Here is a 15,015-nt window from a genome sequence, read left to right as displayed (position 1 = left end):
GGAACTGACGCACCCATGCCGTTGACCCCTGCTCAAATTGCCCGATTTCTGAAGTCTGTTCATCCCTACGACAGCCTGCCCGCAGAAGTGAGCGCTGCATTGAGCGACAGCCTTGAGGCCATCTCTTTCGGCCTCGGCGACCAAGTCTATCAGCATGGCGCACCGCTGGCGGGGATTTACCTCGTCTATGCCGGGTTGGTGGAGATTTCTGATGAACATGGCGGCGTGGTATCCCATCTGGGGCTGCGCAATTCCTTTGGCGAGCGGGGCCTGCTGCGCGATGGCAAGGCTGCCACCAATGCACGCTGTGAAGAAGACAGCACATTGCTTTTGCTGCCCAAAGAGACGCTGCTTAAGCTGATTGAAGAACATGACGCCGTGCGGCGGTTTTTTGACCGCGCAGGTTCCGAGCGGCGCGGCGCAACCGCAGGCAATGACCTCGCCAATACCGACATCGCCACATTTATGGCGCGCAACCCCATCACCTTGAGTGCCGATGACAGCGTGCGCGTAGCCGCCCGCACAATGGCCGAAGCGGGTATTTCCTCAATCTGCGTGACCGCGCAGGACGGTGCTTTGCAGGGGCTCGTGACCACCGGAGATCTGGTCAGCCGCGTGCTGTCACGGGATCTGAGCCCGGACACCCCGCTGGCAGAGATCATGACCGCCACCCCGCGCAGCCTGCCCCCACAGGCGATTGGTTCTGATGTGCTGCATATGATGACGGAATTTGGCTTTGGTCATATTCCTGTGGTGGAAAACGGCGCGCTGGTGGGCATTGTGACCCAGACCGATCTGACCCGGCTTCAGGCGGTGAGCAGCGTGGAAATGGTGCGCGAGATCACCCGTGCCGACAGTGCCGAAGAGATTGCGCAGGTGACCGCGTGCATACCCAAACTGCTGGCGCAGCTGGTGGGCTCGGGCCACCGCCATGACATTGTCACCCGGCTGATCACCGATGTGGCCGACATCACCACGCGGCGTCTGCTGACGCTGGCAGAGGCCCGGCTGGGCCCGCCGCCGGTGCCTTATCTGTGGCTGGCCTGTGGCTCGCAGGGGCGTCAGGAACAGACCGGCGTGAGCGATCAGGACAATTGCCTCATTCTGGATGATGCGGTGACCGAGGACATGCACCGCGGCTATTTTGCCGAGCTTGCGCGCTTTGTCTGTGACGGGCTGAACACCTGTGGTTATGTCTATTGCCCCGGTGACATGATGGCCACCGCAGAGCGCTGGTGTCAGCCCGCGCGGGTCTGGCGCAACTATTTTCAGGGCTGGATCAACACCCCCAATCCCGAAGCGCAGATGCTGGCCAGCGTGATGTTTGACCTGCGCCCGATTGCCGGAACCTGGCAGGGTTTTGAGGAGATGCAGGCCGAGACCCTGCGCACTGCGGCGCAGAACTCGATCTTTGTGGCTCATATGGCCGCCAATGCGCTCAAACATCACCCGCCTCTGGGGCTGTTGCGCGGGTTGGTGACCATCAAGTCCGGCGAGCACAAGCACCAGCTTGATATGAAACACAACGGCGTTGTGCCGGTGGTGGATCTGGCGCGGATCAGCGCCCTGCAGGGCCAGCTGAGCGCCGTGAACACCCGCGCCCGCCTGCAGGCCGCCAGCGATGGCCGCGCCGGGTTTTCTGCTTCAGGCATTGCCGATCTGCTGAGCGCCTATGACTTGATTGCAGAGGAAAGGCTAAACCATCAGCTGCGCCAAATCCATTCCGGTATTGCCCCCGATAATTTCCTCGCACCATCATCTCTGTCAGACTTTGACAGAAGTCATCTACGCGACGCCTTTGTCGTAATAAAATCCCTGCAAGGCGCGCTCAGCCATGGGCGCAGCGCCAGCAGCTAGGCTTAGGAGGCCAGTGATGTTTCTCGAACTTCTCGCCGTGATTTTTGCCGGTGTGGCCGGGGCCGGCCTGATGATGTTGATCATTCGCCTGTCTGGCGGGCGTCTTCCCAAATGGCTGACACCTGTGGCGGCAGGCGCGGTGATGATCGCGGTGAGCATAAGCTCTGAATACAGCTGGTTCAGCCGCACCACCGCAACCCTGCCCGAAGGGCTGGAGGTGGTAGAGACCGTGGAAACCTCCGCGATGTGGCGGCCCTGGACTTATGCGGTACCGATCACCGAACGCTTTGTGGCAGTGGACACAGCCTCGATCCAAACCAACATCGCCCACCCCGATATGCGGCTCGGGCAAGTCTACTTTTACGGCCGCTGGTCGCCGTTGAACCGACTGAACGTAGCCACAGATTGCGCGAGCAACCGCCGGGCAGCGCTCATAGATGAAGTGTCGTTTGCTGCAGACGGAAGTTTAGATGGTGCGGATTGGGTGAGCGCAGACGAAGGTGACCCATTGATCGAGGCCATATGTGAGATTTCTTGATGTTGTCCCGACTTTCTCTGAGATTGCGTGTTCTTCTGTTCTTTGCCCTGCTGGCCTTAGGCGGCATGCTGATAATGAACGCTGCGCTGGTGGTAGGTTTTCGAAGTGCGCTATCTGATGGCATTTCAAATGGCTTCATCACAGCCGGACTGCTCGCTGGCTTCGGTTTTTTGGGACTTGTGACTGGCATCTGGCTTCTCTTTGATGAGAACGTCGCCAAGCCCATACAAGCCCTAGCCACCACGCTTCGCGCACGTGCGCACGCGGGGGCAGGAGAAGTGGATACACATGGCGCGCGCTATCTTGGGGATCTTGCATCTGCCGCGGAGTCTATAAGTAGCACACTCGATAGCTCCCGTTCGGCGATGTCGCAGAAAGTAGCGGATGAAACCGAAGTCATCCGGGAAGAGCTTGCACAAATGTCAGATGTTCTCCGGGACCTACCGACAGGGTTACTGGTGGTCGGCGATGACGATCGCATCGTCCTCTATAACAGCGAGGCCGCAGCGTGTCTGTCACAGATTGCCCCCATGCGCCTGAACGCGGCCATGTCTGACTATTTTGACGCCGAAACTTGGCGCGTCAGTAAAGCGCGCGCCGCTAACGGAGCGCTGCTTTCTGGTATCACGCTGAACCGACAGGACGGAGCAAAGATCTCCAATGTAAGTGTTCAGAAACGACGCTCTGAAACTGGGTATCTCATCTGTTTGGAGCCGGCGTCAGCGAAGCCCAAAGCGGCTACGGTCGCCAACCTGACGTATGATTTCCAACTATTGTCAGACCGCACATCAGACAAATTGCACAATCGTAGGTTAGATCAGACTCCATTTGTGGTTTTCGATTGCGAGACCACTGGGCTGCTGCCCCATAAAGACGAAATCTTACAGCTCGGGGCTGTACGCGTGTTCCGCAATCAGATCATTTATGGCGAAGAAATTGACCAATTGGCCAATCCTGGCCGACCAATCCCTGCAGCCTCCACACGTATCCATCACATTACCGACGCGATGGTCACAGACGCACCACCGCCCAAAACCTTGGTCACCAAGTTCCACCATTTTGCCCGAGACTCAGTGATCGTGGCGCACAACGCACCCTTTGACATGGCCTTTATGCATCGACACGGCAACGAAATGCAGATCGATTGGCCTCATCCAATTTTGGACACTGTCTTGCTCTCCGCAGTGCTCTTTGGAACATCTGAGAAGCATACTTTGGATGCTCTGTGTGAACGACTTGGCGTAACGATCCCGCCCCACCGCCGCCACACAGCGCTTGGAGATGCCCTTGCCACTGCCGAAGTCCTCTGTCGCATGCTGCCCATGCTCTCCGCGCGTGGCTGCCACACTCTAAGCGATCTGCTCTCGCAAACTCGGAAACATGGTCGCCTTTTGAATGATATGAATTAAGGTGACAGACTTTCCACTGCCCAGAGGTTTTTGGTGAAAGAGAACTTATCGAACAAGTTAACGGCCAGGCATTGGATTGGCTTACTTGCACTTGCGATAGTGTGGAAATTTGAGAGAAAGGCTTTCTAAACAACAGATATCAAAGCACTATTACTTACGTGATCTCTTGGAACCGCAGCCTCTTAGTTTCGAGCCACCGGACTTGGTACCAGAAAGCTGGGCAGTTGGCTAAGATGTATCCTAAACCTCTGAAGGGATGCGAAAATAGCAAAGCCCCGGAACTTTACAGATCAGTTTAAGGCCAAGGTGGCCTTGGAGGCACTGCGTGGCGACAAGACCGTGCAGGAGATCGCAGCGAAACATCAGTTACATACAAATCAGGCCAAGACTTGGAGGCGTCAAGCGATCGACAGAAGCAGAAGTTAAAGAGCGGTACCTAAAGATCGGGAGGCTGTACCTGTAGGAGATTTTTTGCCGGAAGGGCTCGAAAGGTGATCCTGGCAAAGAAGCGGTCTATGATCCAGCGGGATCACCCCGAGCTGGGTATCAGTTTGCAAGGCAAGCTGATGCAGCTGTGGCGGTCGGCGTTCTACCATACCTCAGTCGGGATCGATGCTGACAGGTTGGCGATGATGAAAGAGATCGACCGGGTATTCACCAAGTATCCGTTCTTCCATTGCCCGTCAGGTGATTTGGCATAGCCAGCTTTGCCGAGAGGGGCAGTCGCCAGATCGCGACCTAGCCTTGTCTGCCGAATGACGTCCGAACCTCATTTTCGCCAGACCTGACCAAACGCGCCATCAGCGTACACCTGCCACTCAGCCTCTTTTTGAAGCGCTCGCACCTCTGAAAACTGCCGCCACCCCATCCCACGGGACTTCTTGCCGCAAGTTAAAGTTATTGTCCGAAAGCCACCGGTGCGACACGCGCAGCCTACACCAATACCTCCATACAAATGCGCGTCGTCCTTACGCAAAAACTTCAACGTGCTGGTCTGAATACGACTTGTATGTCATTTCCGCACTCAGACAGACACCAGAATTACGCGCAGCTTTAAGGGGTTAAGAAGAAACACCAAAATCACGCAAAATCTGCCCCGAATTCTTCAACGTACGCTGGCCGTTCTCCATGGCAAGCGATCCATTCACCAGGACATGAGCAATGCCCGAAGCATACCGGCGGGGGTGTTTGGCGGTGGCGTTGCTCGCGATGTTGACCTGATCAAAGACACAGATATCAGCCTGCTGCCCTTTCGCCAGAACCCCCCGATTTTTCAGCCCAAGGCGGTTGGCGGGAATGGACGTCAGCTTGGCCACGCCCTGCTCAAGCGAGAGCACCGCCTTGTCGCGCACATAGTACTGTAAAAACCGCGCGGCCCAGCCATAGCCTGAGAGTGACCCAATGTGGTCTTTCAACACACCTTCATTTGCGATCGCGACGGTGTCTGAGATGACAGCGCATTCCGGCTGCTCCAGACACATCTCGACATCTGCATTGCGAAAGGACTTAGAAGACCACATACACGCCATCAGGTAATCGCCCTCTTCCAGCAGAATATCGAGCACCGCATCGTAGGGATGACAGTTTCTCATCCGGCCGATCTCGGCAAAGTCGGCTCCGACGATATCTTTGTTGACGGTGGCATTCAGCAACACAATATCTGACCATTTCTCCGCCTTGACGATCAGCCACATGGGTTGAGGGTTGGCTTTGATACGCGCGCGGCATTCAGGATCCGCCAACCGGGCAAGCACATCGTCAATGGAGCCAGCTTGAGCCCATTTCGGCAAGATCGCAGCCATCAGCGTGTGGTTCCAGTCATGCGGGATAACATCAAAGGCGATATCCACATCGTGGCGCCGCGCCAACTCGATCATCTCAAGAGTATGATCCATCGCATAGTCGGGCGCGCCGAATTTCGGTTGAATATGGCTGATCTGCAGCTTCGCGCCCGATTGCCGGGCCGTTGCGATCGCCTCGGCAAAACCAAGGTCATAATGGGTGTCTCGGTTGCGCACATGGGTCGCGTAAAGGCGCTTGTACTTCGCAGCGACCTCACACATGGGGACCAGATGCTCGGGGGAGGCAAGACTGCCGGGGAAATACTCCAGCCCTGAGGAAAAGCCGCCTGCCCCCTCATCCATGCACTGATCAACCAGCCGAGCCATTGCAGCCACGTCTTCGGCCTCACCGGGATGGAGCTGATCGCCCAGCACCGCACGGTGAACAGTGCCATGACCGACAAAGGCCATCACGTTCACTCCCAGCTCGGTCCGGTCAAGCACGTCAAGATAGTCGCCAAACCCCAGCCAGGTGTCATGCTTGGCCTGATCGGTGTACCAGGGCGCAACGCGGCTGATATCGCCGGGGCTATTGACCGGCGCGCAACTGATGCCGCATTGGCCGATGACTTCAGTTGTCACCCCTTGGTGCACCTGGCTTTCAGCGCGGCCATCGGCAATCAGGGTGAAATCAGAATGCGTGTGCATATCGATGAAGCCCGGCGCGACGATCAGGCCTGAGACATCAATCTCCCGCGCCCCTTTCCGCCCCGTCAGCTCCCCTGCTGGCAAGACAGCGCTGATCTGCTGCCCGGTAACCGCTAGGTCGCCGACATACCCATCCTGCCCCGTGCCGTCGACAATGGTGCCGCCTTTGAGAACAAGATCGAACATGTCAGCCTCCTATTTCGCTTCTCCGTAGAGCCAATCGGGCAGGAACGTTGTGAGATCCGGGAAGAAGATCAGGATCACCATGCCAATCACATAGGCCAGAATGAACGGCAGAACCGCGACCGATATCCGCTCGATCGACACCCCGGAGATGCGCGCCGCTACGGTCAGGTTTGCGCCCAGCGGTGGCGTCAGGAAGCCGATCTCGCACGTGATCACGGTGAAAATCCCAAACATGACCGGATCAACGCCCAACGAGCTGACCAGCGGGAGGAACACCGCCGTGAACAACACGATTTGCGCCAAGGACTCCATGAACGTCCCGATGAAGATGTAGAAAACTCCGATCAGCAGCAGCACGAGAAACTTATTGTCGGTGATCGAAGTGATACCGTCCTGCACGGCTGTGGGCACATCGTAAAAAGCGGTCAACTGACCAAAGGCCAGTGTCGGCGTCAGCAAAATCAGAATGCCGGTCAGCAAAGAGGTGAACCGCAGGGCTTCGATTAGCTTTTTAAGGGTCAGTTCACGGTAGATGAAAAAGCCCACAAACAGAGAATAGAACACCGCAACGCCCGCGGCCTCGGTAGGGGTAAAGACACCGCCATAGATGCCGCCAAGGATCAGAACCGGTGCCCCGATGGACCATTTGCCATCCCATGCGGCACGCAGGAACGGCCCCCAAGAGAAACGCTCACCATCTCCGCCATAGCCACGGCGACGCGCGACGATATAGGTGGTGATCATCAGCAGGGCCGTGACCAAGACACCGGGGATCAGCCCTGCCAGAAAAAGACGTGGGATCGATGTTTCTGAAACAAGTCCATAGATGATCAGCAGATTTGACGGCGGGATCAAACTCCCCAGCGCGCCGGCGCTGGCTGTGATGGCGGCCGCAAACGGCACGTCATAGCCTTCGCGCTTCATCGCAGGCACAGTGACCGATCCAATCGCCGCCGTTGTCGCAGGGCCTGAGCCGGACAGGGCTGCAAACAGCATGCAGGCAAAAACCGTCACCAGCCCCATCGAGCCGCGATAGGCCCCCACCAGATTGGTCGCGATCGAGATCATGCGGGTGGCCATCCCGCCCACTTCCATCAACCGACCGGCGAGCACGAAAAGAGGAATGGTCAACAACGGGAAAGGTGTCAGGCTGCCGTAGCCGGTTTGCGCCATCAAGGTGTAAGGGATGTCGATCAGGTAAAGCGCCAGCGCGGTGGTCAGCCCCACCGACACAAACAGCGGCACGCCCATAATGGTCAACACCACAAAGGCAATGGCCAGGATCATCAATGCACTCATATCTGATGCTCCTGATCCTTGGACGTTGCTTCCCACTCCTCATTCAACATGCCCGGAAGCCCGTTTCGCCCGTCACGCCACCAAGTGAAATAGGTTTGCACAAGGCGGATCAGCATCAGGCCATAGCCGATCACCAAGATGGTTTGCGGGTAGAATTGGTTGATGCCCAAGCTGGGGCTAGTTTCTGGAAACCGCCAGAAAACCGCGAGGTAATCCACGCTGATTTTCAGCATGAAAAGACAGAAGAACGCCCAAAATAGGTCCGCTATGAAGATAACAATCTTGCCTATGCCAACAGGCAACGCCTGCACGGCAACCATAATGCGGATGTGGAACCTCTCGCGCACACAAAGCGATGCGCCCATGTAAACCGCCCAAACCATGCAAATTGCGGCTGTTTCCTCAGTCCAGTGCAGCGCCACCTGAAAAACATAGCGCGCCACCACCTGCGCAAACACCGCCACCGCGATCACCGCAAGGCAGGTGCAGCAAATCAACTCCTCGAAGTGCCGCTCGAGCCACCTCAGACCATTCATATTGTTTTATTCCCCATCCGTTGCCGGCTCTTACTAAGCGAACTGGGGCACCCGTTCAGAGTGCCCCAATCTTAGGTTTATTCAGCTGCGGCCTGGATCGCGTTCACCAGTGCGATGAACTCCTCACCGCGCTGTTCTGCAAACTCTTGCTGAACGCCTTTCGCTGCTGCGATGAAATCGCTGCGGTCCGGATCGGTGCGCGCCATGCCACCTTCTTCCACCAACCACTTGCGGACCTCTTCGGTCTCAGTCGCAACCTGAGCGGCATACTCAGCCCCCGCTTCCTCGGCCGCCGCCAGAATCTGCGCGCGCTGCTCATCACTCAGCTTCTTCATGAAGTTGTCGGATGCAAACAGAGGAGCAAAGGCCACAAAATGCTCTAGGATGACGAGATGCGGCTCAAACTCGAAAAATTTCATGTCTCGAATGAAGGAGGTGCCGTTGTCACCACCATCCACAGTGCCGGTTTGCAGGGCGGTCGGCGTTTCTGACCACGCCAGCGGCACGGGATTTGCGCCAAAGGCCTCAAACGTGGCGATCATCACCTCGTTCTTGGGCACCCGGATTTTCAGCCCTTCCATATCCGCCATCGTGTTCACCGGACGCACCGAATTGTAAAAATCGCGGTAGAGCGCCGGACCAAAGGCCAGCAGGTGCACGCTGGTGTCTGCCTGCAGCTGGTCTTTCATCTGCTGGCCCACCTCGCCATTCAGCACACGGTCCAGGTGTTCGGCGTTCTGGAAGATGTAGGGCAGTACGGTCACATCCATCAGCGACCAGTGCGGCGACACATTGTTTGCGGTGATGAAGAAGCCGTCCACGGTGCCAAGCTGCATGGCCTTAAACGCTTCATCCTCGCTCGAAATCTGGTTGCAGCAACGCAGCTTGACCTCAATTGCGCCATCTGAGTGCTCTGCCACCTTTTGCTGAAAAATCTTGCCGAACCGGCCGTAAAGGGATTCTTCCGGGGCGCCGAAACCAACATTCATCGTGATATCGGCGGCCAATGTGCTCGTTGCGCTGAGTGCAAATGCCAGCACTGGCACTGCCATCTTCTTCAAGTTCCATAATTTCATGAGATCCTCCTGGTTGGTGCGCTTTTAGCGTCTGCTTTTGCCGTTTTTGCCCCGTCTGTCCTGAGTTTCTACAAGCCCAATACCGGCAAATTGCGCTCTGCAAATTCCGGCGCATCAAAACCAGCCAATCGCGGGGTTCTCAGGCCCCACTCCAATGAGTGTGACAAGGAAACGCTACTCAATTCCCATTGATGCAGAAAACAGTTGTTTTCTGGGGGTATTCTTACATTTTTTGGATTTATTGCGTAGCCTGACTACCGGAAGGGTTGAGCAGATGGTCAAACCCGCCCTGATCTGAAATTTCCCTGCAGGTTTCCAAAACTGTACGCACCAAGGCTGAACGCTTACCCGCCCCCGTATAGGCGACCCCGTAAAAAGGCGCGTCCTGATCGCCAGAAATCGGTCGCGTGACATAGCCATTCTGCCCCATTCGGTCCAGCGGGCCGCAGATGTTCAGGATCGCATAGCCCAAATCCGCAGCAACCATCCCGCGCAGCACCGAAGAGCTTTTGGTGGTATGACCTATGCGCGGGCGCAATCCTTCTGCGGTAAAAAGCGCATCAAAATAATCGGGGGCACCGGGCAAATCCAAAAGGATCATAGGCAAATCAGCCAGATCGGACAAGGCCACCTGATCCTTCTGCACCAACGGAGAAACATCCGGGATCATCGCAATGGGTGCGGCCTTGAACATAGGCAGGAAGGGCTGAGCCTTAGGGGCCGCACGCCGATAGGTCAGCGCCAGATCAACAACCCCGCTGTTCAGCATTTCAGCAATGCTCAGCATGTCGCCTTCTTTGATTTCTACACGGATATGCGGAAAGTCCTGCGAAATCCGTTTGAGGATTGGCGGCAAGACATATGGGGCCGTCGGCGCATAGCACCCCAGTCGCAGCGTCCCCGCCGGATCGCCGGTCAGTGTCAGCAGATCGGATTCAAAAATACGCGCTTGCTCCAGAAAATCCCGAATGCGGGCGCCGATCTCAATCCCTTTGTCTGTCGGAACAATCCCTTTGGCAGGCATCCGCCGCAGCAATTCCGCCTGAGTGGTGCTTTCGATCATGTCGATCGCTGCGGTGATCGAAGATTGCGAGATCTTCATCTCCACAGAAGCCCGCGCAATTGAGCCAGTGCGCAGCGCCGCGTCAAAGTACTGAAGTTGTTTGAGGGTAAATCTCACAGGTCATTCCAATATTTTTTGTGTGTTACTCTAGTACTAATTCCATTTTTCCACACAACCAAGCTCAGCTAGCTGTTTGGAAACAACAGAGAGAGAGACATGGGCAAAACGCTTCTTTTCCATGCGAAATCCGTGGTGACGATGGACCGGAACATGCCACGCGCCAGCCATGTGGCGGTTCGTGACGGGCGCATTCTGGCGGTGGGCGGGCCGGATTGCGCGACCCCATGGGGCGGAGCAGACAGCCATATTGATGTCTCAGACAGCGTGCTGATGCCCGGATTTGTCGAGGGCCACGCCCATTTGATGGCAGGAGCCATGTGGGATTATACCTATTGCGGCTATCACGACCGGATCGACCCGCAGGGTCAGATGCACCGGGGCATGACGCAGATTGATGAAGTCATCGCCCGCCTGAAAGAGTTTGAAGCCACCCTGCCCCCGGATCAGCCTCTGGTGGGCTGGGGGTTTGATCCGATCTTTCTGACGTCGGAACGTCTGAGCCGCCATCACCTTGATCAGGTCAGCACGCAACGCCCTATCGTCATCATCTTCTCAAATTTCCACCTGCTCTGCGGCAACACTGCGGCCTTGGACTTGGCGGGATACAACGCCCAGACCAATGTCGAAGGGGTCGTCAAAGGAGCAGACGGCCAACCAACTGGCGAGCTGCAGGAAATGGCGACGATGTTCCCGGTCATGCGCCGCACTGGGATCGACTTTCGCGCACTCACGCAAACCGATGCAGCGCTGCAGTCTTATGCCGAAGTGTGCAAACGCGCTGGCGTGACCACAGTGACCGATCTGTTTGCCACTCTGGGCGACGATGACATCACAAGGCTCACCGAAGCCACCGGCAAGAAAAGCTTCCCTGTACGTCTGGTTCCGGCCCTTGGCGCGATAGGCGGCACACCGGCGGAGGTCGCGGCTCAGGCCTTAGCAATGCGTGAGCGCGCCACCGATAAACTGCGCTTGGGCGCCGTGAAACTCATGACTGATGGCTCCATTCAGGGCTGGACAGCCCGCGTGCGTGCACCGGGCTATATTGGGGGGCATCCCAACGGGCTCTGGAACACCGCACCGGACCAGATTTTCCAACTGTGCGAAGAGCTGCAGCGCCAGGGATTGCAAATGCATATCCATGTGAACGGCGACGAGGCCGCCGCGGTCACCTTGGATGCCTTAGAGGCTGCGGCACGCAAACACCCATGGCCGGGTGCGCGCCACGTGTTGCAGCACTGCCAGATGATGGATGCCGCGCTCTTCCGGCGCGCCGCCGAGCTGGGCGTTGCCTGCAATATCTTTGCCAATCACATCTGGTATTTTGGCGATCAACACGCGGCGCTGACCATCGGCCCCGATCGTGCGCGGTCGATGAACGCCGTGCGCGATTGCCTTGATATGGGTGTGATCACCGCAATTCACTCCGACGCACCGGTGACACCAATGGGGCCGCTGTTCACCGCCTGGTGTGCCGTCAACCGCCGCACGATGAGCGGGCAAACCCTCGGTCCGGCGCAATGCATCACGGTGGAAGAAGCACTTTACGCCATCACCTTAGGGGCCGCGCAGACACTCAAAATGGACACCGAGATCGGCTCCATCGAAACCGGAAAACGGGCAGACTTTGTGCTACTGGGCGAAGACCCTCTGAGCGTTACACCAGAGGACTTAAAAGACGTGCCGGTGCTGGGCACCGTTCTGGGCGGCGAGGTGCATCAGCTATGACCCCACTCCCCCTGACCGTGATCGGTGGCTACCTCGGGGCAGGAAAAACCACCCTGATCAATCAGATTCTCAGCGCCAACCACGGGTTGCGGATCATGGTTCTTGTGAACGACTTCGGATCAATCAACATTGATGCAAGCCTGTTGATCTCCGCCAGCCAAGACACTCTGGAGCTGTCAAATGGCTGCGTGTGCTGCACGATGGGAGCCGACCTGTTTCTTGCGATCGGAGACGTTCTGGATCGCAAACCCCGCCCGGATCACATCATCATCGAAGCCAGCGGCATCGCCGACCCGGCCCGCATCGCAAATGTGGCTCAAGCCGAACCGGAGCTGTTGTACTCCGGGATCGTCACCGTGGTGGACGGCCTTCAATTCGACGCTTTGAGCCGTGATCCCTTGGTCGCAGCGCAGTTCAAAGACCAAATTGCCTGTGCGCAGGTGATTGCTGTCAGCAAAGCGCCCTTAAAAGAGGACCTGCGCCAAAATCTGTCAGAGCTCAATCAAGATGCAACGATCCTGCCCGTTGATCAGCTTGGCATCGAACAACTTCTGATGACGGGGCAGGATCCAACCCAGATCCTTCAATCCTCCCACCCCGCTTATGCGAAATGGTCCTACTCCGGAGATCGTTCCCTTGGTCAAACTGAGCTAACTGCACTGCTGAACTCACGGCCAGAGCCGCTCTACCGTCTCAAAGGGCACATGCGCGGCCCAGACGGCACCGGCTTCTTGGTTCAGGTGGTCGGTTCATCTGTCGAGGTTCACGAGATCGCGCAACCGCCGCAAACAGAACTCATAGGCATCGGCCTTGCTGCGCGCCTTACGCCTGAAACATGTGATGAATGGTGGGCGCAAGGCGCTCGCGACCTAGCGGCCCACCAAACAGCGCTCCAAAGCTAGCCGTTATCTTGCGCAAGATGCGCATCCACCAAGCGTTGCACCTTTGGGGCAAAGTGCCAGAAATCAGGCGTCTCCATTCCGGCGATCTTTCCAGCTTCGTCCAGGTACCTGACCGCGATGATCTCTTTCAGGTTTGGGTTCTTTTCAAACTCAACCACTTCTTGGGTACTCATCGGCCCGCCTTGCAAATTGAGCGAATGCACTGACGCCTCAGACAACCGGTCAAAATAGCTCGGCTTGGTGGCACAGAGATAGCGTTTGGCGGCAACGTGATAGCGGCAACAATCCGTCACCACACTCGGAAAGAACCGCTCGAGCACCTCCGCACCGGCATCCTCATGATGCCGGTCTTCTGTGTCATCCATCGTGAACATCCCGAACTCGGACGTGAAGTGGCCGATGTCATGCAGCAAAGCCCCCACAACAATCTCATCAGGTTGCCCATTCCGCTCTGCAATCGTCGCGCCTTGAAGCATGTGCTCGCCCATCGTCACAGGCTCACCCAGATACTCTTCCGATCCCCGGCGCTCAAAAATCGACGCCAGAAATGCGACGATGGTGTCAGCAGTCAAATCTTCCGCCGGAGTGTTCATTCCGCCGCCTCCAGAGCCTTGCGACGCAACGCATCACGTGTGGAACGCAGCCCATCTTTGTCAGCGTAACACCCCTGCAACCAACGCTTTCCAGCACCCGAATACGCCTTACGCGCATGCAAAACACGGGTGTTGTCCACCACAAAGGCTTCCCCGGGATCGAGGCGGAACACAACCTCCATCGCAGGGTCATCAATGATCTCCCCCAGCCGGCGATAGGCCGCATACCACAGGTCCATTTTTTCAAACGGCACATCCGTAACAGCCGCAAGCGAGCGATTGTTAAAACGCACCCCAATGAGCTCACCATCTGGCGCGAGCTCGATCAAGGGGCGGCGCGAGGTCAGACAAACACCATCTTCGCCCGCATATTCAAACCGCGCGCAATGATCGGCAAGCACATCGAAATAGGCCGGGTTCTCCGCCTGCAAGCGGCGCGCGCAGGCGAACCCATCAACCACCATATTCTCGCCTCCGGCAGCGGAGCTTTCCAGACAATAAAGCACCTGAATTGTGGGCACGGGGTCGCGGTACGGGTTGTCGGTATGCGCCTGCAACCCGAGGCCAGTAAACGCCAGATTGGTCGGGTTCACTTCGGTGCGCACCTCAAAATGCTCGCCATAATTGGTCTCGCGCACATGGCCAAAAAGGTCGACCACATCAAACAGCGCGCCTTCTTTCACCGGGCCACCTTCGATCTTGCCAAAACCGAAACGGGCAACTTGGTCGATCCAAGTGGCAAATGGCGTGCCCCCTTCCACAAGCCTCGGAAATGCACCGGTTGGCACACTTGCCTGAAGCTTCGCGTCCCATGGAGAAATCTCCTCCGGCAGCCACCCACGGACCGCGTTCTGAGGCCGATCATACGCATGCGCCTTCAGCCACTCTGCGCTAAAGACAACCTGCTTACCTTCCGGTGCAAAGGTCACGTTTACGCCCTCCCCCGCAACCGAAGCGGCGATGATATGCGTCTCCTTCGGAATGTCGCGCAACGCAATCAGACGCTGGCCATTGCCAACGGCGCGCGTCTCTGAGTCCTGCGCATTGTCTCGCAGCCAGATCGCGTGGAAACGGAGCGACTGATCCTCAAAATGAAGGGTTAAAACGGCGCCATCTTGGCTCAAAGTCGTGTGCATCGGCGGTGTCCTTTTGGCTAACAGCACGAACGGTCGCCTTACATTCTCCTGGGAATCTGCATAAACTCAAATTTGAAATAACCCGA

Annotated in this window: 14 protein-coding genes; 7 read left to right on the top strand and 7 right to left on the bottom strand. The window is 57.1% G+C overall.

The annotated features are described in order from the left end of the window. Positions 1–15: 15 nt before the first annotated feature. The 5 genes from ACO07T_RS18785 to ACO07T_RS18765 all read left to right on the top strand — a co-directional run bounded on the left by ACO07T_RS18785 (position 16) and on the right by ACO07T_RS18765 (position 4,505). Entirely contained in the window at positions 16–1,857 is a 1,842-nt protein-coding gene (locus ACO07T_RS18785; protein ID WP_422050649.1) for a DUF294 nucleotidyltransferase-like domain-containing protein, read from the top strand. A gap of 16 nt (positions 1,858–1,873) precedes the next feature. Further along, complete coding sequence (locus ACO07T_RS18780; protein WP_422050648.1) at positions 1,874–2,395, top strand: hypothetical protein; 522 nt, start codon at positions 1,874–1,876, stop codon at positions 2,393–2,395. Beyond that, positions 2,395–3,804: an exonuclease domain-containing protein gene (locus ACO07T_RS18775; RefSeq protein ID WP_422050647.1), complete on the top strand. Its 1,410-nt coding sequence runs from the start codon at positions 2,395–2,397 to the stop codon at positions 3,802–3,804. The genes ACO07T_RS18780 and ACO07T_RS18775 overlap by 1 nt, the downstream gene beginning before the upstream one ends. Positions 3,805–4,068: 264 nt before the next feature. Next, a complete protein-coding gene (locus tag ACO07T_RS18770) occupies positions 4,069–4,230 on the top strand; it encodes a transposase (protein WP_422051047.1) in 162 nt (53 codons plus the stop codon). Positions 4,231–4,319: 89 nt separating this feature from the next. Next, positions 4,320–4,505: a hypothetical protein gene (locus tag ACO07T_RS18765; RefSeq protein WP_422050646.1), complete on the top strand. Its 186-nt coding sequence runs from the start codon at positions 4,320–4,322 to the stop codon at positions 4,503–4,505. 360 nt (positions 4,506–4,865) lie between these two features. Here the strand turns inward: ACO07T_RS18765 and ACO07T_RS18760 are convergent, their stop codons facing one another. From ACO07T_RS18760 to ACO07T_RS18740, 5 genes are all read right to left on the bottom strand, one after another. Next, positions 4,866–6,479 carry an N-acyl-D-amino-acid deacylase family protein gene (locus ACO07T_RS18760; RefSeq protein WP_422050645.1) on the bottom strand — a complete coding sequence of 538 codons (1,614 nt, stop codon included), beginning with the start codon at positions 6,477–6,479 and terminating at the stop codon, positions 4,866–4,868. 9 nt (positions 6,480–6,488) lie between these two features. Beyond that, a complete protein-coding gene (locus tag ACO07T_RS18755) occupies positions 6,489–7,778 on the bottom strand; it encodes a TRAP transporter large permease (protein WP_209065550.1) in 1,290 nt (429 codons plus the stop codon). Then, on the bottom strand, positions 7,775–8,314 hold the full coding sequence (locus ACO07T_RS18750) for a TRAP transporter small permease (RefSeq protein WP_422050644.1): 540 nt from the start codon (positions 8,312–8,314) through the stop codon (positions 7,775–7,777). Before ACO07T_RS18750 ends, ACO07T_RS18755 begins: the two co-directional genes overlap by 4 nt. Before the next feature lie 77 nt (positions 8,315–8,391). Continuing rightward, complete coding sequence (locus tag ACO07T_RS18745; protein ID WP_422050643.1) at positions 8,392–9,390, bottom strand: TRAP transporter substrate-binding protein; 999 nt, start codon at positions 9,388–9,390, stop codon at positions 8,392–8,394. A 238-nt stretch (positions 9,391–9,628) separates the two neighbouring features. Further along, complete coding sequence (locus ACO07T_RS18740) at positions 9,629–10,570, bottom strand: LysR substrate-binding domain-containing protein (RefSeq protein ID WP_422050642.1); 942 nt, start codon at positions 10,568–10,570, stop codon at positions 9,629–9,631. A 99-nt stretch (positions 10,571–10,669) separates the two neighbouring features. Between ACO07T_RS18740 and ACO07T_RS18735 the strand changes: the two genes are divergently transcribed. Beyond that, entirely contained in the window at positions 10,670–12,298 is a 1,629-nt protein-coding gene (locus tag ACO07T_RS18735) for an amidohydrolase (RefSeq protein ID WP_422050641.1), read from the top strand. Beyond that, positions 12,295–13,200 carry a CobW family GTP-binding protein gene (locus tag ACO07T_RS18730; RefSeq protein ID WP_422050640.1) on the top strand — a complete coding sequence of 302 codons (906 nt, stop codon included), beginning with the start codon at positions 12,295–12,297 and terminating at the stop codon, positions 13,198–13,200. The genes ACO07T_RS18735 and ACO07T_RS18730 overlap by 4 nt, the downstream gene beginning before the upstream one ends. Here ACO07T_RS18730 and tmpB read toward each other — a convergent pair. Beyond that, positions 13,197–13,793, bottom strand: a complete 597-nt coding sequence (gene tmpB, locus ACO07T_RS18725) for a (R)-1-hydroxy-2-trimethylaminoethylphosphonate oxygenase (protein ID WP_422050639.1) — start codon at positions 13,791–13,793, stop codon at positions 13,197–13,199. The two genes, ACO07T_RS18730 and tmpB, sit on opposite strands and share 4 nt — an antisense overlap. Then, positions 13,790–14,929, bottom strand: coding sequence for a 2-trimethylaminoethylphosphonate dioxygenase (tmpA, locus tag ACO07T_RS18720; protein WP_422050638.1), 1,140 nt, complete (start codon positions 14,927–14,929; stop codon positions 13,790–13,792). Before tmpA ends, tmpB begins: the two co-directional genes overlap by 4 nt. Between the last annotated feature and the right edge of the window lie 86 nt (positions 14,930–15,015).

The sequence above is a fragment of the Shimia sp. genome, from assembly GCF_965227725.1.
Lineage (GTDB): Bacteria > Pseudomonadota > Alphaproteobacteria > Rhodobacterales > Rhodobacteraceae > Shimia.
The sequence above is the reverse complement of the archived record's forward strand: the minus strand, read 5'-3'. Positions and strand labels throughout refer to the sequence as shown.

Excerpts from the sequence above, each read along its gene's own strand:
- ACO07T_RS18785 (WP_422050649.1), top strand. The coding sequence starts at position 16 with ATGCCGTTGACCCCTGCTCAAATTGCCCGATTTCTGAAGTCTGTTCAT.
- ACO07T_RS18780 (WP_422050648.1), top strand. The coding sequence starts at position 1,874 with ATGTTTCTCGAACTTCTCGCCGTGATTTTTGCCGGTGTGGCCGGGGCC.
- ACO07T_RS18775 (WP_422050647.1), top strand. The coding sequence starts at position 2,395 with ATGTTGTCCCGACTTTCTCTGAGATTGCGTGTTCTTCTGTTCTTTGCC.
- ACO07T_RS18765 (WP_422050646.1), top strand. The coding sequence starts at position 4,320 with ATGATCCAGCGGGATCACCCCGAGCTGGGTATCAGTTTGCAAGGCAAG.
- ACO07T_RS18760 (WP_422050645.1), bottom strand. The coding sequence starts at position 6,479 with ATGTTCGATCTTGTTCTCAAAGGCGGCACCATTGTCGACGGCACGGGG.
- ACO07T_RS18755 (WP_209065550.1), bottom strand. The coding sequence starts at position 7,778 with ATGAGTGCATTGATGATCCTGGCCATTGCCTTTGTGGTGTTGACCATT.
- ACO07T_RS18750 (WP_422050644.1), bottom strand. The coding sequence starts at position 8,314 with ATGAATGGTCTGAGGTGGCTCGAGCGGCACTTCGAGGAGTTGATTTGC.
- ACO07T_RS18745 (WP_422050643.1), bottom strand. The coding sequence starts at position 9,390 with ATGAAATTATGGAACTTGAAGAAGATGGCAGTGCCAGTGCTGGCATTT.
- ACO07T_RS18735 (WP_422050641.1), top strand. The coding sequence starts at position 10,670 with ATGGGCAAAACGCTTCTTTTCCATGCGAAATCCGTGGTGACGATGGAC.
- ACO07T_RS18730 (WP_422050640.1), top strand. The coding sequence starts at position 12,295 with ATGACCCCACTCCCCCTGACCGTGATCGGTGGCTACCTCGGGGCAGGA.
- tmpB (WP_422050639.1), bottom strand. The coding sequence starts at position 13,793 with ATGAACACTCCGGCGGAAGATTTGACTGCTGACACCATCGTCGCATTT.
- tmpA (WP_422050638.1), bottom strand. The coding sequence starts at position 14,929 with ATGCACACGACTTTGAGCCAAGATGGCGCCGTTTTAACCCTTCATTTT.